At 54.5% G+C, this 19,591-nt stretch carries 28 protein-coding genes and 1 pseudogene; 12 read left to right on the top strand and 17 right to left on the bottom strand.

Features of this window, described 5'->3' with window-relative positions; all coding sequences use genetic code 11:
• Positions 1 to 966, bottom strand: a 966-nt coding sequence (traI, locus tag HX875_RS29215) for a TraI/MobA(P) family conjugative relaxase (RefSeq protein WP_177048099.1), incomplete at its 3' end; no start/stop codon positions are given.
• Positions 963 to 1,268: a plasmid mobilization protein gene (locus HX875_RS29210; RefSeq protein WP_135848092.1), complete on the bottom strand. Its 306-nt coding sequence runs from the start codon at positions 1,266 to 1,268 to the stop codon at positions 963 to 965. The genes HX875_RS29210 and traI, both read right to left, overlap by 4 nt.
• Before the next feature lie 259 nt (positions 1,269 to 1,527).
• On the opposite strand from HX875_RS29210, the gene HX875_RS29205 reads away from it, so the two are divergent.
• From HX875_RS29205 to HX875_RS29185, 5 genes are all read left to right on the top strand, one after another.
• Complete coding sequence (locus HX875_RS29205) at positions 1,528 to 1,770, top strand: hypothetical protein (protein ID WP_135848091.1); 243 nt, start codon at positions 1,528 to 1,530, stop codon at positions 1,768 to 1,770.
• Between the two features lie 215 nt (positions 1,771 to 1,985).
• Complete coding sequence (locus HX875_RS29200; RefSeq protein WP_177048098.1) at positions 1,986 to 2,222, top strand: hypothetical protein; 237 nt, start codon at positions 1,986 to 1,988, stop codon at positions 2,220 to 2,222.
• A gap of 198 nt (positions 2,223 to 2,420) precedes the next feature.
• Positions 2,421 to 2,624, top strand: coding sequence for a hypothetical protein (locus HX875_RS29195; RefSeq protein ID WP_135848089.1), 204 nt, complete (start codon positions 2,421 to 2,423; stop codon positions 2,622 to 2,624).
• Positions 2,625 to 3,172: 548 nt separating this feature from the next.
• Positions 3,173 to 3,811, top strand: coding sequence for an AAA family ATPase (locus HX875_RS29190; RefSeq protein ID WP_135848088.1), 639 nt, complete (start codon positions 3,173 to 3,175; stop codon positions 3,809 to 3,811).
• On the top strand, positions 3,811 to 4,086 hold the full coding sequence (locus HX875_RS29185; protein WP_177048096.1) for a hypothetical protein: 276 nt from the start codon (positions 3,811 to 3,813) through the stop codon (positions 4,084 to 4,086). The genes HX875_RS29190 and HX875_RS29185 overlap by 1 nt, the downstream gene beginning before the upstream one ends.
• Positions 4,087 to 4,486: 400 nt before the next feature.
• On the opposite strand, the gene HX875_RS29180 is transcribed toward HX875_RS29185, so the two are convergent.
• The 4 genes from HX875_RS29180 to HX875_RS29165 form a co-directional block, all read right to left on the bottom strand.
• A complete protein-coding gene (locus tag HX875_RS29180; protein ID WP_177048094.1) occupies positions 4,487 to 5,791 on the bottom strand; it encodes a replication initiation protein in 1,305 nt (434 codons plus the stop codon).
• A gap of 173 nt (positions 5,792 to 5,964) precedes the next feature.
• The gene (locus HX875_RS29175) at positions 5,965 to 6,162 is read right to left on the bottom strand and encodes a ribbon-helix-helix protein, CopG family (protein ID WP_115129453.1); all 198 of its coding nucleotides are present in this window, start codon (positions 6,160 to 6,162) and stop codon (positions 5,965 to 5,967) included.
• 333 nt (positions 6,163 to 6,495) lie between these two features.
• On the bottom strand, positions 6,496 to 6,822 hold the full coding sequence (locus HX875_RS29170; protein WP_135848112.1) for a helix-turn-helix domain-containing protein: 327 nt from the start codon (positions 6,820 to 6,822) through the stop codon (positions 6,496 to 6,498).
• An 11-nt stretch (positions 6,823 to 6,833) separates the two neighbouring features.
• Positions 6,834 to 7,160 (bottom strand): type II toxin-antitoxin system RelE/ParE family toxin, encoded by a 327-nt coding sequence (locus HX875_RS29165; protein ID WP_177048092.1) that lies wholly within the window; start codon positions 7,158 to 7,160, stop codon positions 6,834 to 6,836.
• A gap of 505 nt (positions 7,161 to 7,665) precedes the next feature.
• On the opposite strand from HX875_RS29165, the gene HX875_RS29160 reads away from it, so the two are divergent.
• The 3 genes from HX875_RS29160 to HX875_RS29150 all read left to right on the top strand — a co-directional run bounded on the left by HX875_RS29160 (position 7,666) and on the right by HX875_RS29150 (position 9,538).
• Positions 7,666 to 7,935 (top strand): hypothetical protein, encoded by a 270-nt coding sequence (locus HX875_RS29160; RefSeq protein WP_135848110.1) that lies wholly within the window; start codon positions 7,666 to 7,668, stop codon positions 7,933 to 7,935.
• A gap of 530 nt (positions 7,936 to 8,465) precedes the next feature.
• Complete coding sequence (locus HX875_RS29155; RefSeq protein WP_135848109.1) at positions 8,466 to 8,948, top strand: helix-turn-helix domain-containing protein; 483 nt, start codon at positions 8,466 to 8,468, stop codon at positions 8,946 to 8,948.
• A gap of 74 nt (positions 8,949 to 9,022) precedes the next feature.
• Positions 9,023 to 9,538, top strand: coding sequence for a hypothetical protein (locus HX875_RS29150; protein WP_177048090.1), 516 nt, complete (start codon positions 9,023 to 9,025; stop codon positions 9,536 to 9,538).
• A 297-nt stretch (positions 9,539 to 9,835) separates the two neighbouring features.
• Here the strand turns inward: HX875_RS29150 and HX875_RS29145 are convergent, their stop codons facing one another.
• The 6 genes and pseudogenes from HX875_RS29145 to HX875_RS29120 all read right to left on the bottom strand — a co-directional run bounded on the left by HX875_RS29145 (position 9,836) and on the right by HX875_RS29120 (position 13,899).
• The gene (locus HX875_RS29145) at positions 9,836 to 10,219 is read right to left on the bottom strand and encodes a hypothetical protein (RefSeq protein WP_135848107.1); all 384 of its coding nucleotides are present in this window, start codon (positions 10,217 to 10,219) and stop codon (positions 9,836 to 9,838) included.
• 49 nt (positions 10,220 to 10,268) lie between these two features.
• Positions 10,269 to 10,469 (bottom strand): annotated as a pseudogene (locus HX875_RS29140) (tyrosine-type recombinase/integrase); the annotation flags it as partial.
• Positions 10,470 to 10,642: 173 nt separating this feature from the next.
• On the bottom strand, positions 10,643 to 11,191 hold the full coding sequence (locus HX875_RS29135) for an N-acetyltransferase (RefSeq protein WP_135848106.1): 549 nt from the start codon (positions 11,189 to 11,191) through the stop codon (positions 10,643 to 10,645).
• Positions 11,192 to 11,516: 325 nt separating this feature from the next.
• Positions 11,517 to 12,533, bottom strand: a complete 1,017-nt coding sequence (locus tag HX875_RS29130) for a hypothetical protein (RefSeq protein WP_177048088.1) — start codon at positions 12,531 to 12,533, stop codon at positions 11,517 to 11,519.
• Between the two features lie 90 nt (positions 12,534 to 12,623).
• Positions 12,624 to 13,601, bottom strand: a complete 978-nt coding sequence (locus HX875_RS29125; RefSeq protein WP_177048086.1) for a tyrosine-type recombinase/integrase — start codon at positions 13,599 to 13,601, stop codon at positions 12,624 to 12,626.
• The gene (locus HX875_RS29120) at positions 13,594 to 13,899 is read right to left on the bottom strand and encodes a hypothetical protein (protein WP_177048078.1); all 306 of its coding nucleotides are present in this window, start codon (positions 13,897 to 13,899) and stop codon (positions 13,594 to 13,596) included. Before HX875_RS29120 ends, HX875_RS29125 begins: the two co-directional genes overlap by 8 nt.
• A gap of 52 nt (positions 13,900 to 13,951) precedes the next feature.
• Here HX875_RS29120 and HX875_RS29115 point away from each other — a divergent pair, with 52 nt between their 5' ends.
• Together HX875_RS29115 and HX875_RS29110 are read left to right on the top strand one after the other, a co-directional pair.
• Positions 13,952 to 14,512 carry a DUF6530 family protein gene (locus HX875_RS29115; protein WP_256348198.1) on the top strand — a complete coding sequence of 187 codons (561 nt, stop codon included), beginning with the start codon at positions 13,952 to 13,954 and terminating at the stop codon, positions 14,510 to 14,512.
• 386 nt (positions 14,513 to 14,898) lie between these two features.
• Positions 14,899 to 15,069, top strand: a complete 171-nt coding sequence (locus HX875_RS29110) for a hypothetical protein (RefSeq protein WP_177048076.1) — start codon at positions 14,899 to 14,901, stop codon at positions 15,067 to 15,069.
• Positions 15,070 to 16,004: 935 nt separating this feature from the next.
• Here HX875_RS29110 and HX875_RS29105 read toward each other — a convergent pair.
• The 3 genes from HX875_RS29105 to HX875_RS29095 are packed head-to-tail and all read right to left on the bottom strand — an operon-like array spanning position 16,005 to position 16,775.
• Positions 16,005 to 16,256: a hypothetical protein gene (locus tag HX875_RS29105; RefSeq protein WP_177048074.1), complete on the bottom strand. Its 252-nt coding sequence runs from the start codon at positions 16,254 to 16,256 to the stop codon at positions 16,005 to 16,007.
• Positions 16,253 to 16,486, bottom strand: a complete 234-nt coding sequence (locus HX875_RS29100; RefSeq protein ID WP_177048072.1) for a hypothetical protein — start codon at positions 16,484 to 16,486, stop codon at positions 16,253 to 16,255. The genes HX875_RS29105 and HX875_RS29100 overlap by 4 nt, the downstream gene beginning before the upstream one ends.
• Positions 16,473 to 16,775: a hypothetical protein gene (locus HX875_RS29095; protein WP_177048071.1), complete on the bottom strand. Its 303-nt coding sequence runs from the start codon at positions 16,773 to 16,775 to the stop codon at positions 16,473 to 16,475. The genes HX875_RS29100 and HX875_RS29095 overlap by 14 nt, the downstream gene beginning before the upstream one ends.
• A 405-nt stretch (positions 16,776 to 17,180) precedes the next feature.
• Here HX875_RS29095 and HX875_RS29090 point away from each other — a divergent pair, with 405 nt between their 5' ends.
• Together HX875_RS29090 and HX875_RS29085 are read left to right on the top strand one after the other, a co-directional pair.
• Positions 17,181 to 17,360, top strand: coding sequence for a hypothetical protein (locus HX875_RS29090; protein WP_177048069.1), 180 nt, complete (start codon positions 17,181 to 17,183; stop codon positions 17,358 to 17,360).
• A gap of 171 nt (positions 17,361 to 17,531) precedes the next feature.
• Positions 17,532 to 18,221, top strand: a complete 690-nt coding sequence (locus HX875_RS29085; RefSeq protein WP_177048067.1) for an NYN domain-containing protein — start codon at positions 17,532 to 17,534, stop codon at positions 18,219 to 18,221.
• A gap of 76 nt (positions 18,222 to 18,297) precedes the next feature.
• Here HX875_RS29085 and HX875_RS32935 read toward each other — a convergent pair whose 3' ends face one another.
• Complete coding sequence (locus HX875_RS32935) at positions 18,298 to 18,432, bottom strand: hypothetical protein (RefSeq protein ID WP_256348197.1); 135 nt, start codon at positions 18,430 to 18,432, stop codon at positions 18,298 to 18,300.
• A 454-nt stretch (positions 18,433 to 18,886) separates the two neighbouring features.
• A partial coding sequence (locus HX875_RS29080) for an LPD7 domain-containing protein (RefSeq protein ID WP_305729651.1) occupies positions 18,887 to 19,591 on the bottom strand: 705 nt, incomplete at its 5' end.

Below are 19,591 nucleotides of genomic sequence, written 5' to 3'. Positions count from 1 at the left end.
CCGCTCACGCATACGGATCTGCGCCCGGTTCTTGGAGTCGTAGTGTGTACGGCGAGCCTGGATATACTCAGTCCATCGTGGAGAGCGCTCACCTGGTTTGAGTTGAACCGGATCGACCGTCGGCGCTTTATCGTGGACTTGATCAGCCGCTTGGAACTCGCCCAGACGCTTCTGCAGGGCAGCCAGGGAGGCTCCTCGGTCAGCGCTCGATGCCTTCACGACTACATTACCAATCCATATGACTGCACCGCTGCCTTTGCGCTCGTAACGCATGCCGCACTCATTCAACCTGGTGTGCAGTTCCGACCAACTGGCCGCCGCCTGGATAATCGGGCCGGCCTGCTCAATGCCGATCCGTTCGGCGCTCTTCTCACCGGTCCGGACTTCCATATCTCGGCGTGGCTGTGACGGTTGCTTCTCATTACCCGGGACAGCACGGCGAGAAGTTTCGCCGTCCGCCATTTGATAGCGCGCGTTCTGCTCGCTCTGCCAGCCCTGCAGTGATTCGATCTTGGCGATCGCGCGATGTCCGGCCTCGATGTCGAATCCTTTGTTCGGCTTGATCACCTTTAGCGTGTCTGGGTGTACACGGTTTACCGCAATGTGCAGATGCTGGTTGTCCGTGTCCTGGTGCAATGCATAGATGGCCTGGTGCTCAGACAACTCCAGCTCGGCCAGGAAAACATCTACCGCTTGCTCGATCTGTTCAGGGGTTGGGTATTCACCTTCACGCCAGCTCAGGATGTAGTGATTGATCGGGTTTTTACTCTTGGGCGCGTCCAGGGCCAGGGCAATCATTTCATTCTGCTGCGTCCCGTGTCGGCTGCTGAAAAAACCACGCGCGCCGGCATACGCAACCTCTTCGCCCGGGTTGGTTTTCGCCGGGTCCCGGATGTAGTCGGTCAAATCACGAACGTGCTTTGCCTTCGACTTCACCCGGTCGGCCTTAACCTTTTTAAAAATCACTGTTCAAGCCTTTCGAGCTGCCTGGTCAGCTCATTTAACGCCTGTGCGGTATCACGGCTGTATGCGCCCTTCGAGCTGGTGTGTACGTGCTTTAGAAGGCCGCCAATACGGCGTAGCTCACGCACCATCACCATGTCGATGTTGGCCACAATAGGCCGCCCGAAATAGCGCCGGCGAACCAGCTCGGACACGCTCAAGCCAGCCAGTTCAGCATCTTCGCGGAGCCGTTCCTTTTCGTCCTTCGTTAATCGCACAGCGATCTTCTCGCTGAGCGGTTCCGCACCCTTTACTTCGAATGGCATTAGCCCACTCCAACTAGGCGCTCGGCGCCGATCAACGGGTTCCAAGGGTACCCTTGGCAGGATGAGACACCATGTGAGAAGCGAAGCGCCGAACGTGGTGTCGTCCCTTGACTGACCATGAAACCGAAGGCTTTCATGTGTCAGACAAGGGCCATCCTGTTACACTGTAAGAATACGCTTATGTAGCAAATTTCGCCAAGCTGTGGAAGATCAAAAACAAACAACAATACAATCGCGGGACCGCCATGAGGCCGCTCTAATGACGAAAAAGAGAATCACGCGCGAACAGGTCGAATTACTCCGGATGACGCTACAAGAGCTTCCGCCGGTGAACGTTACTGAATGCATTGGTGACGCTATGGATGACAGCGAAATGATTTCGGAGGCAATCATTCAGTTGCAGGCACGTAGCTACTCGTTGGAGCAGATATCGGAAATTCTGAAAGGCAATCGAATGGACCTCACCCCGAAGCCGTTGAGGGATTATCTGAACGGAATCTAGGACAGCTCGGTTACAAGCCAGGTGATGATTTGGTGAATGGTTATGGTGCTGGTGTGATGAACGAACAACAGCAACAAACCATCAAGGAAAGGGGAGGCTGAGAGGACAAAAATTGATGCTTCCGAGACCAGAGCACAAGGTGTTCCAATCACTATTCAGAAAACATGCTGGTTGACCATCGTGTACAACCGCAGGATAAAAACAGGATCATTCACGTGGAAAAAGAAAAGCCTGGCCGCACAAAGTCTTCGAAACAAGCATTGAAGGCCGCTGTAGATGCACTGGAATGGCGCCTGAAAAAGCTCGAGGATGCCGGCGATGTCGTTGCAGCGAATATGGCTAGGATGCATGCCGCTACGCTGAAGGAAGAAATCAAAGATGTAGAAGTTGCAGAGCGCAGGAAAAGCATCAGGCTAGTTATCAAGAATGACAGTGGGACAGAAGCGGTATGACCTGGTTAAGCGACGATGAAGAGCTCGCCGAACCAAAACACGAGGCATTGGCTGACGTGGACGCGGGCCTGGTGATCGATCATCAGCTGATCAAGGCCTAAGCCAAAATCCTCGGAACCTCCCCCTTCGAGCTTGCCCACACTAACCAGACCCGCGTGTTACCCTCCAAAAAACGGCCCCTTCTGCGAGGTTGTCGAAATGCGCAACTATCACCAGTCAGACAGCAGCTTCGCCGAGATAATGGAAGGTAAGGCACATCGACGCGATGAGCTGATGAAAGCTATCCAAGAGGCAGATCCTGCCGTCCTTGCACCAGCCGCCGAGCGCCTGAGGGAAGTGATGCGCAAGAAAGATCCCAATCAGCGGCGTCAGCGGTGGGACCCACCGCCCCTCAATGAATAAGCTGATCAGCGTATAGGTGGTCTTCTCTTTTACCCCACCGCAAAAAACTTCTTCACCTTACAACTTATGAATTCATAATTCATAATTCATAATTCATAATTTAACTATCCAAGGCTACGGCAACCTGTTTGCCGGCGTAGAACCCTCCCCCCCTCGTTATCAGTGACCTTGCAGAATAATGATAGGCACCGTCAGCGTGGCAGAGGGCGGCGGCGGAAAAGCCGTACTCAGATTGGCCGCGATGGTGCTGAGACCAAGCAAGCTACTGCCAATGAACGCGCAGACATGAGAAAAGATTTAAGTTGGCGCATGTTGCGGTGTCTCATTTCAGGAATGGACACCTATTTAGTAATCACGACTTTCTGCCGTCCTCCAGGGCTTTACCAGTGGAGCTCCTGATTCGTCACGACCAACACCAATGCAACCAAAAGAAACCGAAATCTGTTTCGGAAACCGACGGCTGCCACATCAAAAAGATCATCTTGACCTTGTAAATTATGAATTATGAATTATGATTAATGAATTCATAATCCATCGAGACAAAGCTTATGATCACCATAGTCGGCTGTAATAAGGGCGGGGCAAGCAAGACCACGACAGCCACTAACGTCGCTGTCGCGTTGGCAAAGGCGGGGAAAGATGTTTGCCTAGTAGATGCAGACCCTCAGCGCACCTCGGCTAAATGGCATGCTGAACGCGAAGCCGGTGATAAAAAACCTAACATCACCCTTATCGAAAAACGCGACAACATCGCATCTACTTTGCGAAGCCTGGACGAAAAATACGAACATGTAATCGTCGATGTAGCTGGCCGAAATTCGAGAGAATTGGTTACAGGTGCAAGCGTTGCACACAAAATTCTAGCTCCCCACCAGTGCAGCCAGTTCGACTTGGACACACTGGAAGAACTCCAGGAACAGGTAATAAAAATCCGAGACCTGAATCCCGGGCTCATTGTTCAGATCTATCACGCCATGGCTTCTACAAACGCGACAGTCAAAGCCAAAGAGCGATCAGAATTCCTTGGTTACCTGCAAGAGTTCCCCGAGTTTACGGTGTTGAACGCAGTAGGCTTCTACCGTAAAGCCTATAAGGACGCCGCAAGCGAAGGGCTGTCAGTGCTCGAGATTGGCAACCAAGCCGCAGCAGATGAAGTAAGCGCCCTTGTCGCGGAGGTGTTTGGATAATGGTAAAGCCCAAAAGCCAATCGGCAGCCGGACGTCAAACAGGGACACCCGATCAGATAGAGAAGTTGGCCAGCCAGTTGGCTGATAAGCCATACGGACATGCCAAAGAAAAAGAAGCGGAAATAGAGAAAAAAGCTCAAGCCATTGGCATCAGCTTACCTCCTCCAATGATCGAAAAACTCCAGGACCAAGCGCTAAAAAACAAGCGTAGTGGCGCCGGACAGAAAACTGTCAGCGGTATTATTCGTGAGCTTCTGGAACGCGAAGGATATTGACTGGAATTCATAATTCATAATTATGAAAATCCTGGCCAGCGCCACTAGCGCTTAGGTTCTAAGTACCTCCCAGTACCCCACCACAATCCATGTAGAACCAATTCAGGCCATGCCAGAGGTGGTCGGACATCAGTAACCGAAGGTTTCTGGTGATCGAGCACCCGCCGCCGGCTAGGCGATTTGGGGTTCGTGAGAAGTCGATAGGTAATTTGCTCACCTGCTAACAATTCAACCCCATGCCGTTGAATTGTTAGCAGGTCGTTCCAGTAAAGAAAGTCTGCGCAGGTGATCCTAACGGCCAACTGACAAGGAGCTCAAGGAGACAAGAATCTGACCAAATGGCCGTTGAACCAACTGTAGGCCAACAAGCAGGCTGGCCGTCGTACACCACTCCCTAGCACTATGAAGAATCCTCACTTTCAGAACCTTGAACAGCAAGATCAAGGACGGCCCCAATGGGGGCTGTTACCTGATGTACACCATACTTAACATCCAAAGCCGAGCTGGTAGGGGCCGCGGAATGATTGCATTCGATTCCTCGATCGCCAGCGCCTATTTTTGATTGCAGGCAAGGGGATTTAGCCGCGCCCAGGACGGCGATGGTCTGCAGCCGCGAGACTTCATCCAGTACGTGGCCGTAGTTGGCCACCGTCTGCCGAGAGACACCCGCAAGGCTGGCTATCGAGGCTTGTGTCAGCTTTTCACCGCGCTCCTGGAGTCCTCTGCACGCCGCTCGGATCTTCGATTCGGTAGCCTTATGCCGCAATTCGTGGGTACGCCTAGCTGCGAGGCTCTGACGCTCGTTCAGTGGTAATGACTTGTCGAGTTCCATCGCCCCCCGGCAACACCTGGCACTGCCCTCGTAGCGCGTCCACGTCCAACGTGCGACGGATCTGACCGTCGCTCTTACTGAGGACAGCATTAAGTCCTGGGTAAAGCCGTTCCGAGCGAATTTATTATGGTTGTGAGCGAAGGCTTCCAGTCGCCGTGTGAACGTGGCGAGCGTCCCGCGCTCGCGCTCCTGGTTCACGATGCTGTAAGCGAAATAGCGCAGCTGTTCAAACAAGATGCAGTGTCTGGAGTGCGGGAGGTCTTCCAGCTGTGGCCCCGTCTTCCAGGGCGAAACCTCCAGCTCCACATAATCGGCCAGTTCGCCTAGCTCGTAGACGTGGTTATGCAACTCTGAGGTCGACCACCATGGATGCCCTGGAGTCTTGGCGACTGGGCCGCTGTTGTAATCAGTATCGGCCTTTAAGCGCAGGGCAAAGGCAGTGTAAACCGCCTTCATGTACTGAATCGGCTTGTCTCGGGCGTTCTCAGTCGTGCAGACCGGGGGAATGGCATAGAAAAGGTGGGAGTGCCCATTGTTTCTGTTCCGCACGATCAGATTCGGCGGCGGAAGGCCTTCGTCGTCCCAGGCAAGCGAATTGGTGTGATCGAGGTCGAATATCAGCCACGACACCATCCCACTGCGGTTGATCTGCATGTAGGGATAGCGGATCGCGTAGTCGCGTGGCCGTACCAGCGTTGCAGTCTTGTTGTCGCTGCAACGTGGAAGATAGGGGGCCTCAAGGACAACGCGGTTTAGGGCCGTGCCGTCTTCAAAGAATCGCCGTGATGGCGAATAAGTGCCTTTCTCTGGCTTGTCGCGATGGCTATCGTCCCGAAGGACCTGCACACCATGCGCTTTTGAGGTTGATTCCATTTTCCCCGCCATACGGCGGTGAGCATACGATCGATGACTTTTTGCAACTTGCAAGAAGCCGCAGTGAAAGCCATAATCTGCTCACCAAGTGGTTGAAGGGCTCCGCTCTGCCAAGATCTGGCCCTTCACGAATTTTCCAAAAAGCCCCGCCTGCAAGCGGGGCTTTTTGGTTTCTACGATCTCATTTTCTCTCCAAGGGGCAGCTTCAGCTGTTCCTTGCCTTCGTCTTCGCGCTCCAAAAACTCAATCACCGCCTGCCGCAGAAAAACTGAGGTGTTTGTGCCCCGCTTACGCAGCAGCGCCTCAAGAGCCAGTTTTTTGTCTGCTGGCAGCTTGAAACTGATGATTTTCAGATTTTCGCTATAGGTCATGTGTCTTATCCGGTTTTACCCAGTAAAACAAAGCCTATACAGCGACAAATGGGACGTCAAACATTAATTGGAATGTCGGTGATATACGAGTCCTCATCATAGTCTTAATCTATCGATGGTCGAAGGGTCTTAAATTTGATAAACCTTCGGGGCGAGGGTAGATAAAACGGGGGGTTCGTACGCCAAGCATTCGGCCTGTCAGGTTGAGGCCATAGAGGTTTGCGCTGAGGAGTTAGTAGATGGCCCTACACATCACAGGGCAAAACACGGCGTCGGCGACTTCATCAGATCAGCAAGAAAAGAATGCCCTGACGCAGCCTCAATGCGACAGCATCAGCCTTTGGCTGTTTTCAGAGCTCTTTTGAATGCTTTCAATGTAGGTACATCGAACATCAGATTACGGCCTACAGACGAGCTCGGAACCAGCTGCTCCTTCTTGATATAGCGTCGAAATGTCGATGTCGAAACCTCTAGGTATTCTGCAGCTTCGGAGCTCGTAAACTCATCATTGGTCAGATGACCGAAAACCTCTTCGTGAGTAGAGTCTTTCTCCTCAGAAAAGGCTTTCGCAGACAAAATGACAAAGAATTTTTGCCGTTCCGCGGCTGGCATCTTCCTCAGATCCTGAAAAAGCTCTTCAGCTGTCATTGCGGCACGCATTGGTGGTTACCTCAACTTTTTAAGTACTTCTTAAGGTCCGTATAGAAATTTTCATGCGGACCTACCTGGTAGAAGTCGATTCCTAGCAGCTCTACGCCGACCCCTTGCAGTATTTCCTCAGGTGTCGGTGGCCGATAAGCCAGCAAATACTCTTGCTTGTTGAACTTGAATTTATGGACCCAGATCCCGACTAGATCGCCGACCTTCTGTACCCCTATTTCTGGCGTTTCACAGATGATTTCAACCTCATCCTCGATAGCCAATGCCAGGGGCTTGGCCGCCTTTTTCACGAATTTACTGAATGGCGGTTTGTAATTACGTTGGTGCTTCGCTTGCATGTTTATGACTCCATATTGGTTTATTTTTGAACATATGTCAATCCTCTCTGGGTTGCAGAAATGTGCGCGAGCCGCCTGGAAAATCAGCAAAAATACCGCTCATCAATTGCATCATTCATCAGTTGACACTCACGTCATCTTTTCCTATAGTTTGCCTCGTTGACAGAAAAACCATAGAATCCCCAATTCCGTGCATTTCGAGTGCACAGAATTCAATTATATCAAAAAAGCCTCTTGATAGTCAAGAGGCTTTTTTGTGCGCGTTCAGAAAGCAGCATGACTCTGTGATGTGCAGCCTCGAATCTGCAGATCCTATCCTGTACAAGCCCGCCTAAAGCGGGCTTTTTTTGGCCTGGCTTCTGCAAAACTCAATTATTCACAACAAATAAATCTTGCTACGATTTCCTAACAACCCTTATTCTATTAGTCAGAGAAAGCAAAAAAGCTTTGCCTTGCTAAGTATTAAGCTTAGTAAATTTAACCACTGGGTCATAAGGAACAAAAAATGCCTCGACCGCCTCGTAATCACCTGCATGACGCCATGGCCAGCTTGGCCAAAGCACAGGAACAGCAACAGAAAACCATCGACCAACACAGCAAGATCCTACAGAGCCAAGGCCAAGACATTGCCAACCTAGAGGCTCAAGTGAAGGATATGCGCAACAACGCGATTCGCGCCGAGGTCAATAGCGGTGTCCCAACCAAAGTTGTCGCTGAGCGCTACAACGTCAGCCCATCGCGAGTTTCGCAAATCGCGCCACGGCGGCCCAACTGACCAGCCGGCTGGGCTTGGTGATCCGCGTCACCGTCACCAGTTATGGCATTTCGTGTGCTTCAGCAAAAAGCCCACTTCGGTGGGCTTTTTGCTGGCCAACGGAAACCTGAACTCTGGAAACTGGCCTACTGTAGCCTCGCTTTTTGTTCGCTGCGCCCCACCGCCTCTTTCCCTTAGGTTCTTGAGGCTGAACCTGAAATGCGGCAAAGTTCGCTCAGCCGTAAGACCAGAGTCCCCGAATTGAATTTTTTTGGTTTTTTTGGTTTTTTTTTGGTGGTTGCAGGAGACGCTATAGTCTCCCTATAGAGATCTTGGTGTCTCCCTGGGGAGGACGCTACCGTCACCCAGATAGAGACAGCAGCGTCTCCCAAAACATAACAACTTAAATTACATAACTCTATTCACACCCATTTAACCGATACACACTATACCAATAAGGGGGGCTGACACAGCCGTCTCCCCCCCTGGCATTGTAAGCCCCATTTTGTGCGGCCATAATCCCCCCAGAGCTAAATACAGGGGTAGAAAAAATGGCCAAGGCACCGCAATCAAAACCATCAGAAGAAGCCGACCAGGCAATCGAAAAAAAGTGGGGGAAGCACCTTACGGCTGCCGGCTGGACAGCTATTCCCAACGTCCTTTTTGAGTGTTCGCAGGCATTGGGTCTTAAGCAGCTGGATATCCTCATTATCTTGCACCTGGCCGGCTACTGGTGGAAAGCAGGTAACGACCCATATCCCAGTAAAGAATCGTTAGCCACTGCCATCGGTATCACTCCCAGGTCAGTACAACGGCAGATCGCCGGGCTGGAGAAAAAAGGCTACATCCAACGGGTTGCCCGTACATCGTCTAAGGGCGGCAACCTCACCAACAGATACTCATTCGCAGGCCTCATTAAGGCCGCTACACCACTGGCTAAAGAAATTTCGGCTGAGCGCGAGAAAAAGAAAGCTGAGTCCAGTGGCCGTCCAGCAAGCAAGCAGGCCGGAAAATTGGAGCTGGTTAAAAGCTAACTAGGGTATGGGATAGCCAGGAAGCATGGCGATTGGGTTCGTCGAGCAAACCGGAATTTAGAAGAACGACGAACATGACAAACACAAACGACCAACTGGGGGATGCGGCCCTAGCCGATGCTTTTCGGGAACTGATGGCCATCGTGGTGAGCATGCGGGACGCTGGCGTATCGCTTGACCAGGTGCAACATGCTCCTGTTTTCACCTATCTGATGACGCCAAAACAGTTCGACAGGATCCGAAAAATTTGTAAGCAGCAAAATTGGACGGTACCGAATCGCCGTGGAATTCTGATTGATCTACAGGCAATTGCTCATCCCCTAGAGTCACGGGAAACCAAGGACAACTGCACCCCTGAGGAAGCTCTGGAAATTTTGGCGAAAGCTTATTCGCCCTACAGTCAGATAGGGCTCAACAAGCCTAAAAACGCGCAGGGGATTATCTTCAATACTGGCCGTAAGGTGAAAGTTGGCGCAGGAAGCTACTACGCACTGGCAGTAGTGAAGGTCTGTCAGGAGGGGGCTGAAAAATACTTGGCCCCGGTAACCGCGTATCACGCGACCGAGGCCAAAATTCGAAACATTAGTTGACTACGAGGAAGGACGGCCTTGCAGACAAGTCTCCCGCACTGAAGCAGAACAACCCAAACGCCTACAATTTCCCTTCATATGACCCCGGCTTGCCTGGGCCTTCGCAGCTCCGCCGACAAATTTTCTGCTGTCTGCGTAGTCATGGTCAATGTTAAGCAACTGCTAATCAAATCGCAACCACCTGTCGTCCCCTGAGGACATAGCTGTCTCCGACTCCCTGTCTGGATTGACCGCTGCCCCAGCTTACGCCGGCGCAGGGCCAAGTCTCGACCATGCCTCATGCACAGCGCCTACTGCCTATTGGAGCCGCTTCAATAAGTCCTCAGCGGAGCCACACTCCGGCGAAAGCAATACTTGTCGTACTTTTTCATAAGCACATGCAGCCTCCCCGTAAGGATGATGGCTTTCATCATAAGTCCATCCAGCGTGTTGCAAAGCAGCGCATTTGAGTTGACGTCCCGCTCCCCAGCCATTCCAACCTTCCCAGTTAGGCTGCGACCTAACGAGGCCTAATTGCCGGCCGAGTTTCTCAAGGAAGCCTTGATCCTTTTTCAGTTCCGCCTCAGCCAGCGAATTGATCACCTCTTCAATCAGTCTATAAGTAGACCGGCTGCCCTCTATGCGAACCATTTCGTCTGCTGTTACCGGTGGCCGAAGTCTCAGTTCATCCAGTGTTTGCATTGCTTGTCCCTTATGACTTTTTGGTTTTTTGAGGTGACGTCACTACCGATCAATAGCTGACCTTGAAAGTCGGCGAGTCTTCCGGCCGCGTATGGCGCTGATCGTAGAGCTTGGTCGTGCTTATATTGGCGTGGCCCAACCAGGCCTGGACCTTACTGATATCGGCTTCGTGCTCCAGGGCATTAGTCGCTGCAGTAGCACGAAGCCCGTGTACACCCAGCCCGATGACCTCGATGCCGGCCACCTTGGCGTGCAGGCCCAAAGGCATAAATGCCGTGAGCCCCACAAAGCTGCAGAAATCTCCCAGGTCATTCTGATAGGCGCGCCGGAGCGCGGGTTGTCGATATTAGCGAACCATTCCACCGCCGCAGGTACCACGGGGGGCTGAAACTCAGCCGACGCTCGCCGGGGTGACGAGCAGGCTCATAACGCCTGCCTCGCGTTGAATCCCGCCTCGATCTCCGGCCACTCCGGCGAGGCCATCATCTCGCGGATCTGCCGTTCGTGTGCCAGCTCGGGCACGAGATGCTGCCAGCGCTGTTGGGCTTGCTCCAGATCACCCGTATGAAGTTCAGGTTCGATCAGTGCGCCGGCTGCTGCCAACCGCTGGCGGGCCTTGGACCAAAATCCCTTTGAGCGCCAGACCTCATGAATAGGCACCAAGGGCACCTGATGCATGCGCCATAGCAACCACATCACAGATAGGCCCACGCCCCTACGTTGATGCTTATCCTCGATATCGATTCTATTGATGTAGACCCGGTCGCCCAGCGGGTTGATGCCGTAGTCGACATAGCCGACGCGCAGGCCATCGACCTCAATGCCGGCGACGGTGTCGATGCCTGGAAAAACGAAATGGCCACGGTAGGCGGCGGCGCGCTCCGTCAGCAGTTGCACCGTCGACGCACGCACATTCAGATGGCTGGCCTGGCGCCGTTGGTAAAAATCGCGGATCGGCTCAAACACTTCCATCGGGTCCTTCTCCATGAAAACTGGTGTTAAGCATACGGATCATGCCCGTTGAGCCGCGTCGAGTGGATTACACAGTCAGCACGCTTTTCTGGTGGCTAAATCTGAGACCATCACTGGTCTTCCGGATGCATGCAAGGTATGCCCTACCACCGTACTGATTACTCGCACTTGACTTTGAGGTTGTGTGCACTGATTTGAGTGTGCAACTGATTTTTGAGGCTGTGCGCACGTCACTCTGACTTATTTCTAGTCTTCCTTACCTATATCTGTCTCCCTTACCTATATCTGTAGTTCTACTTGTATATTCAACCTACTTATATGTCACTCATTCAAGATAGAGGACGCCTTTTACACCAAGGTCGGTGATAGCCCTATCGACTATGGACCAGTCGAGGTGTATTCCTTTTGCCGTTTCAGGTGTCGCACACCTGAATCTGAGCCGCCAAATACCGATCACTTTCTCTGGTTTTGAGGGCAGATAGAACCAGCAGCCCTCAGGCTCCGACCGATCATTATCCTTGTGTTCGTAATATCCAACTCCGACGCCAGCCGCGTCATTTAGTAACGATGGGTCAGCCCCAACGGCGTGAAAGTCATTAATTCGGATTGGCAGCCGCTTACTCTCGATGTTGATGGCTGTCACAACCTCATAAAACAGGCCTGTATTTTTCAGCAGATTGAAGGCTTTCCAGAAAACCTCGCTGTTGCTTTCATCGGTTACCTTGCCACCCATGCTGCCGATTATCTTGTTTACATAGTCCCAGCTGGCCGTTTCGGCCTTCGGCTCTGCGGTCACCCGAAACCCTTCACCCTCTGTGCTGGTCAAGTGCTCCCAACGTCGCCACATCTGCTGGTGATTGATTCCGCCGAACTTCTCTAGGTCGTGCTCTGCGTAGCAGTTGATCAACAGCATGATGGCGCAGACAACCACTTCATCAGTCGCCCCCTCTTTCAATAGGCGACCGATACCGTCCGCATCTCCTATTCCTCCATCTATCAGTGCATGAGGAATATTTACTTCCCCTCGGTGTTGCATTGCCCACCGCGCCTGAGCGAGTGGCAGTCCTGCCGCTGCTTTCTTGATCAGCCCCATACCAGCCAAAGCCTTGACCATGCCTGTAGCCATTGGCGTCCCACAACCTGTTAACACTCTAACCTTCTCTGCTCCGGCGCCAGTTAGCATGTTTGGGCCACGGCCATCTAAATCCTTCATGGTCGTATGCCTAGCCAGTCCTAGGTATGCCAGCAGCAAGCGTGGATCTTTTTTATCTCTCTTAGCGATCAGCTCCAAAGCTTCCAGTGATACCGGTGAAAACTGCCCAGCCTTTGTTCCTTTTGTCATTACTCACCCTCTTGGCGTTCTGCCGTTTGTGGTTTCCATGGTGGTGGTTTGTCCATGCCAATGGCCCTGTTGTCGCGTCTCGACGCCGGGTCAGTAACAGACCTTGAAGGTCGGCGAATCCTCCGGCCTGGCATGGCGCCGGTCGTAGAGTTTAGTGGTGCTGATATTGGCGTGCCCGAGCCAGGCCTGGACCTTTGCGATGTCGGCTTCGTGTTCCAGGGCGTTGGTCGCGGCGGTGGCGCGCAGGCCATGCACACCGAGGCCGGCGACGGCGATCCCGGCCGCCTTGGCGTACTGGCCGACCAGGGAATAGATGCCCTCGACGGAAATCCCGCTCCCGGTTTTTGGCCCGCGTAGCGGGCGAAACAGCGGCGCTTTTTCTTGCCCCAGGTGATGCCCCGACGCCTCGAGGTAGGTGTGCAGACGTTCGGCGGCAACCGGGTGCAGCGGCACGTAACGCAGCTTGCCGCCCTTGCCGTGGATGCGCAGGTGTTGGAGGCCGCGACGCTGCTGCAGGTCGTCGACCTGCAGGCGAGCGGCCTCCTCGCGGCGCAGGCCGTGGTAGAGCAAAACGGCGAGAATCGCCCGATCGCGCAGGCCTTTCAGCGTGCTTGGATCGGGGGCCTCGAGCAGGGCCTTGGCCTGGTGATCGGCGAGGGCCGGGGTCTTGCCCTCGTTGCAGTCAATCTTCGGCCGTTTTACGCCGTGCACCGGGTTGCCGCCGGCGACTGCATTGCTGTCCAGCAGGTGATCGAACAGGCTGGTCAGGGCGGCAAGTTTGCGCCGCTGGGTGGCCCCGGACAGGCCGCGCTGCTCGAACTGGCTACGCCAGGCAAGGACATGTGCACGGGTCACCAGGCGAAACTGCTCGGGCGTGTGCAGGCCGACGAACCGGCAAAAATCCTCGATGTCGCCCTGGTAGGCGCGGCGGGTGCGTGGGTTCGCCAGGTTGGCGAACCATTCGATGGCGGCCGGGACTGTGGCCAGGTCCTGGAACTCGGCGGCGGTCAGGCGACGCTCAATGGTGCCCTGCAGGTTCTCTGTTTGCTGTTCAGTAAGCTCAGCCATCGGAAGCCATACCCTGATGCATGATGTACCAGGCCGCCACGCTCATACCGCCCTCGCCCACATAGCGGCCCCCGATACGGCGGAGGAAACCCTCCTTCGCGTCGTTTGTGGCCAGTCGCAACCAATCGCTGCCCTCACCATAGGACACGAGCAACTGACCGTTGGCAGCGCGCACAGCCTTGTACTGTGCAAACTCGGTTTCGCCATCGACCGCTTCGTAAAGCGCGTACACGTCTTCCACCATGTCGCTGGGGACCGCACCATCGAGCCATTCGTCAAAATCCGTAAGTGTCGCCATGGGTCTGCTCCTGCACTGAAAAACTAACGATAACGTATTTTATCGTTAGTTTTTGGCCGAGGCGCACTTTTCGAAAAAAACACTCGTGGTCTTCCCTTTCGGAGCGGCCTTTAGTAAATTTACTGAAATCACAAAAGTTAGTAATTTTAGTAAATTTACTGAAGCGGTCACCGACATGAATATACCGACGCATCTGAAGCACAAACCCGTTCTTGAAGTCGCCAATTACGACCGAATCGACGGCCCTTTTGCCAACAGCACTGATGCAAAGGGCCTATCCATCGGATTGGCCCAGTGGAATGAACCAGGGTGCACGGATATTTCGGCCAAGGTCTGGCGCAACACCGGCGAAAAATGGTCTCGCCAGTCCGAAGAGTTACCCCTGCATCGAGCCATCGACTTGACCACTCTGATCTGCACTGCCATTCGGTACACCGAGGATGGCAATGAGCTAGCGTCAACCGACGATTTTCCCATCACCTTTTCAACCGACAACGGGGAGAGAAAGAGGTATTTGGAGATCATGAAGAAAGAGGTGGCCGCTAATAAGCAGCATCTGGATGTGAGCCTGGACCGCTTGGTACTGGCCTTGAAGAAATTGGGAAAAATTTAAAGCCGCCCCCCCCTTTAAAGAGGGAGGCGGCTCTGCCGTTTTACTTGATGAAGTGAGCGACAATCGCAGCGGTGATTCCACCGATGATGCTTGCGGAAATCGTGGTGATGATGAAAACGGATTGGGGGTAGCGGGAGAAAAAACTTTCCAAAGGGATGACTCATGCGTGTGAGTATCGTTTTAAATCTGTTCAGCAATACCTGTCAAGCAGCCCCAACCGCCCCTGGATGGCTGGGCAAAAAGCCCGTTTTTGTGGGCTTTTTCGTGTCTGTTGATCCCCATTTTTTCATCCGACGCACGCTTGAAAAAATAGTTGGCTGCTTGCTTGAAAGGTCCAACTCGGTCGTTATGGTAAGGGGCGTGTTCAACCACCCTGAGTACGACCGATGCAAAAGTTTGACCTGCGTTTCTGGTGCCTGAGTATCTGCCATGGCGTCCTGATCAAAGTGCTGGCCGGGATTATCCTGGTCTACGTGCCTGTACCTGAAGCACCGGTAAGCCCGTCCTGCAGTGCCCCGATTCTGATCAAGGTGGCCGCCCAAACAAGCTGTATCTGATCGGGAACATTCCTGGGGCCAGTAAGTGCACAGGAAAATCTATAGCAAGCTTCTTTACACACCAAGCGTTCTCTGTGGGACCGCAAGACCGGCCACTAACCGGGCTTTTTTCTGCCAGCTTTAACCTGTGACTTGTCACCGCGCCGCGCATCAATAGCGGACTCACCACGTGCGCGACAAAGGCCTGTAAGCCCCTGACAGCCTTTTTTACGGCGAAAAAAAACCGCCTGAGCCGAAGCTCAAGCGGTTCATCTTGCCGACCTTATTGCAGGTCGTCGAAGCGATCTCGCAGCAGTTCAAAGACGTGATGCACACGTACACAAACCACCACGAAGTCCCACGCATGTTTCAAAAACTTCAACATGCTTGGCCCTCCCGTAGTTGGGCCATGCCTCCAGCGCGCTTATCCCGGAACACGCGCGCCTTCGGGATCACGTGAATGCTCCCTGTGAGGCGGCTAAGCTGATGGCCTCCCTATTTCATCCGGCACGGGTTCCTACGCCCGTATTGAGAGGTCCAGTTCTCGCTCGGCAACTCTGATCAACGACCAGGCGACGAACGCGAAACAGCCTGCATGGTAACGAATTTTTCACCACGCAAACCGAGACTTATGAAAAAAAATCTTTTGCCCCGGCGCGCCGGCACCGCGCGCAACAGCCCGGCCCTGCGCGCTGGTGGCACAAGCCGGGCGCAAAGTGCGCGCGCGGCGGGTGCCGCCGTAATACGTGCGCACCGGGAAAAACCATATAGATAAAGGGCGCGCGGGGGGTTCCGCCACTACATCTTGTGTTGCGCGCAATGGCGCGCGCTAGTAAGCTTCTTGGCACGTGAATGCTCCCTGTGGAGTCTGCCAGTTGGCCCCTAACCACACTGGCAACAAAAAAGCCGCCCTCCTAAGGCGGCTTTTTTTTGCCCCCGCGGCTGCGCGGTGACGGTCACAGCTCGACGCTAAACCCGCGCAAGCCGATCCCGTCGGCAAAGCGCCCGACCGCCGTCAGGCTGGCCCAGGTGCGCAGTGTCGCGCGCCGCGAGCGCACCGGGATCAGCCGCGCGTTCGGGCTGCCCAGGCGCACCGACAGCGACCACTGGTTATCCGCGCCGCGTACCCGGCCGACCACCGCTTCCCGCACCGCGTGCTGCTCGACCAGGGCGCGCAACACGTCCTCTTGAATGCCCTCGTCGATCACCCTTCCAGCTCCAGCTCGCGTGCCGTGTCCGCGTGATCGAACGCCACATACAGCGCCTCCAGGCTGGCCGCGTTCAGCGCCTTGACCGTCTCCAGCCCGAGGCCAAAACCTTCGGCGCGATCCGCTGCACGGCGCACCTTGGCTACCGTGGCCGCCTGGGCGTGCACGGCGGCCGGCAGGTTGTACGCGCTCAACGGGTCGTGTCTTTCGTGACGGTCACGGCCGGTCATATTGTGGCCCCTCTGGAAGTTCGCTCAGCAACGCGGCCAAGACATGCCACGGGGAAGCGGCATAGCCCTCGGGGCGCCGACAGCATGGATCATGGACGAACACCCGGTCCGCGTCCTTGGCCCGCTGCGCCGAAGCGCAGTAGCTGCAATGCAGCATCGACCCCCCATCGATCAGTTTCCAGTGCCGGTGCCAGACTTTCAGCCGTGCGGGCAGTGTCGTCGCCTTTGACCGGGCAGCGCTTTTGGCACGGGGTACATACTCGATGCCGTCTATCAGCACGCTGTGCATAGTGGGGGGTCCTGTTCGAGTGAATGGCGGTCAGTACGTAAAACCAGTGACCTGGGTTCTGGCGTACCAGTGTAGGGGGTGGTGGTTTCCGCCGGCAATGAAAAAGGCCCCCGCACCGGGTCAAAGTGGGGGGGCCTATTTCACATATCACGCGTTATTCGCACTGCCTGCACACAATTGAGATTTTTTCGCATTTAATGTTAGCCAGCTTTTGGCGATCTTCGGAAACCCCAAAAAAATGCGCCTGGCACCGGCCCTATGCTGGCCCTGGCAAGCGGGGGTGGTAATGGTTCTCCGGAGAACCATTAGGTAGGGCCTTGGCCGAGCTGAAAAGCATGCAAACCCACCCCAAAACGCTGCGGATTCAGGCCCTAAGCTGGCCGCTTACTTTTGAGGGAAGGCACCATGTTCAATTTTTGGAAAAAACGCCGCGAGGCCGAACAGCAGCGTAAAGTCGACCAGGTGCTGCAGGCCCAGGAAGAGGTTTTGGCGTTGTATGAAGCAACCAGGCCGGTCACCTTGCAAGACGAGCTCAAGGCCGTCGCCGCGAGCTTTGAGCAGGGCAGGCGCGTTGATCGAGGGTGATTTTGCGTGAGCCGCGATGATCAAAAATGATCAATAACACTTGTATTACCTTGTCTTTGCTTGCACAATTAACTCACTACTCAGCCCCGTACGCAGTGATTCAGTTCGCTGGCAGTTGGGGTGAAGAAACCGGCCCCGAGCCGGTTTTTTCGTTTCTAGGGATGGGGAATCTTGCGTACAGCGTGCTTTGTAGACGGCTACAACCTGTTTTACGGCCTGTTGGCAGGTACCCAGTATAAATGGCTTGATCTTCCGGCCCTGCTGGCTCACATCATCCGTGTCGAGAACCCCGACAGTACGCTCGATGCCGTCAGTTTTTTCACCTCCGGCGTCAAACCCTCCCTGGCCACCCGTGGCATTGCTTCAAAAGAAGCCCAGGACACGTACATTCGTGCGTTGATCGCACGCGACGTGACCGTGTTTTATGGGCGTCACCAGCTTGAATCGGGCAAAGCTCCGCGCTTTATCGATAAAGACACTCCGGCATCCAGGACTGACCAGGTCGAGATCTGGAAGCTTGAAGAAAAAGAGACAGACGTACACATCGCGATCAGCATGTACCGTCTTGCGGCTCGGCAGGCGGCGTTGCCACCTGAACAACGTATCGAGCAGCTCGTCCTGGTGTCCGCTGATACCGACATGACCCCGGCTTTGCGGGCGCTCCGTGAGGATTTCCCAGAGCTACACCTCGGGGTGATCTTGCCTCACCGGGAAGGCATTAAGCGAACGGTTCCAGGGTCGTTGAAGCAGTATGCGAACTGGATGCGTCACCTGGTGACGAACGTCGAGCTGGCCCAGCATCAATTCCCGCCTCGTATACCTACCCGTAAAAAACCAATCGATAAACCAGACTACTGGTGAGCTGTTTTTTGCGCCTGGCATTTAACAAAAAGGTCGTTACTCGTAACGCCTCGCCCTTCCCTGGGACTTGCGCGGGTTAGCGGTGCTCGATCCCGCTCCACGGGTCGTTGTCCGTCGACTTACGCGCTTTGTACCGCTGCCAGCCGCGCAACAGGTTGTAGACCAACACCAGGCAGCCGGCGGCCTTGAGGAAAATCAGATCATCGCTCATCGTTTTTGCTCCTTCCCGGCTTCTTGTTGTGGGTTTGAGTGGGCCAGGTAAAGACAGCTTGCCCGGGGAGCAACAGCGCTGACAAGGCGACAACTTGGGTAAAGTTGGGTAGACAACGCGCAAAAACGTTGGCCCGCCTGGCTAAAAAATATTTTCAGCGGCTTGCTTTGCGATGGGTCGTGACGACCACCACCGGCTCTGGCCCCCCCAAGAAGGGATTTGCAGTCTATACCGGGGGAAATGGTTATATTTTGGGGGATTGGCCGTCCGCATCAGTACATTGGCCTGCTGCAAGCGTTGTATATCGGCGTGGTACGCCCGGTCTTTGGTAGCATTCAAAGTTGCCATTGGTCACCTCGGTTGTAGGTGCTTGATGGAAGTCCCAGTGCTGTGTTGGCGCACAGCGCTGGGGCGCCTATAGCCCCTGCAGGTAGCTGCAGGAGTCGTCTTGCTCTTACCGCATACGCGGTGGCCTGCCCGTCCTGGATGAACCCTGACCAGATTGCGGGACGTCTGGAAGGTCTTGGTTAAGCAACTCACGCTCAACGCCCAGCGCTTCCTGCAGCTCAGGGTTGTTCAGAGTGAAGCCATGCTGTGCCGCCAAGCGGACACACTGCGCCTTGTATTCGTCGGTACCAGTGACGGTAAAACTGCCCCACTTCTCACGGCTGAGCTGCATCGCGGCCAAGATTGTCGCGTCGCTGTTGTGGTCGTACACCGTCACCTGGCGCCCGCGATCCAAAAACGCGGGTGAAGCTTTGTCGGCGCCGGCCAGCCGATAGACGACATCGCTCCCACGTATTTCGCCGACATAATCCCGAATATCCTGCAGGCGCGGGGGGACGTGTATATCGCCGACAAGCCGGGCCGGGATCTCGCCCGAATAATTGTCGCGGTACCGCCATTGATCGGCCGCCTGATCAGAGATTTCGGCGCGCAGCCATTCCTCGTAGGAAGGAAATGGTCTGTAATACTGTTGTAGGTCTTCCCGCTGCTGACGGTACCGATCCGTCATGTTTGCTCTGGTCGAGGCTTGCTGGGCTGCTATTAGGCTGCGCAGGGCATTCATCGCATCTCCTCGCCCCTTCCAATTGCCGGCCATTAGCTCGATACGCTGTTCGCGTTGCTGCTTAGCCACCGCGTCGCGCTCAATCTGCTG

This window comes from Pseudomonas yamanorum, assembly GCF_013386765.1.
Taxonomy (GTDB): domain Bacteria; phylum Pseudomonadota; class Gammaproteobacteria; order Pseudomonadales; family Pseudomonadaceae; genus Aquipseudomonas; species Aquipseudomonas yamanorum_A.
The sequence above is the reverse complement of the archived record's forward strand: the minus strand, read 5'-3'. Positions and strand labels throughout refer to the sequence as shown.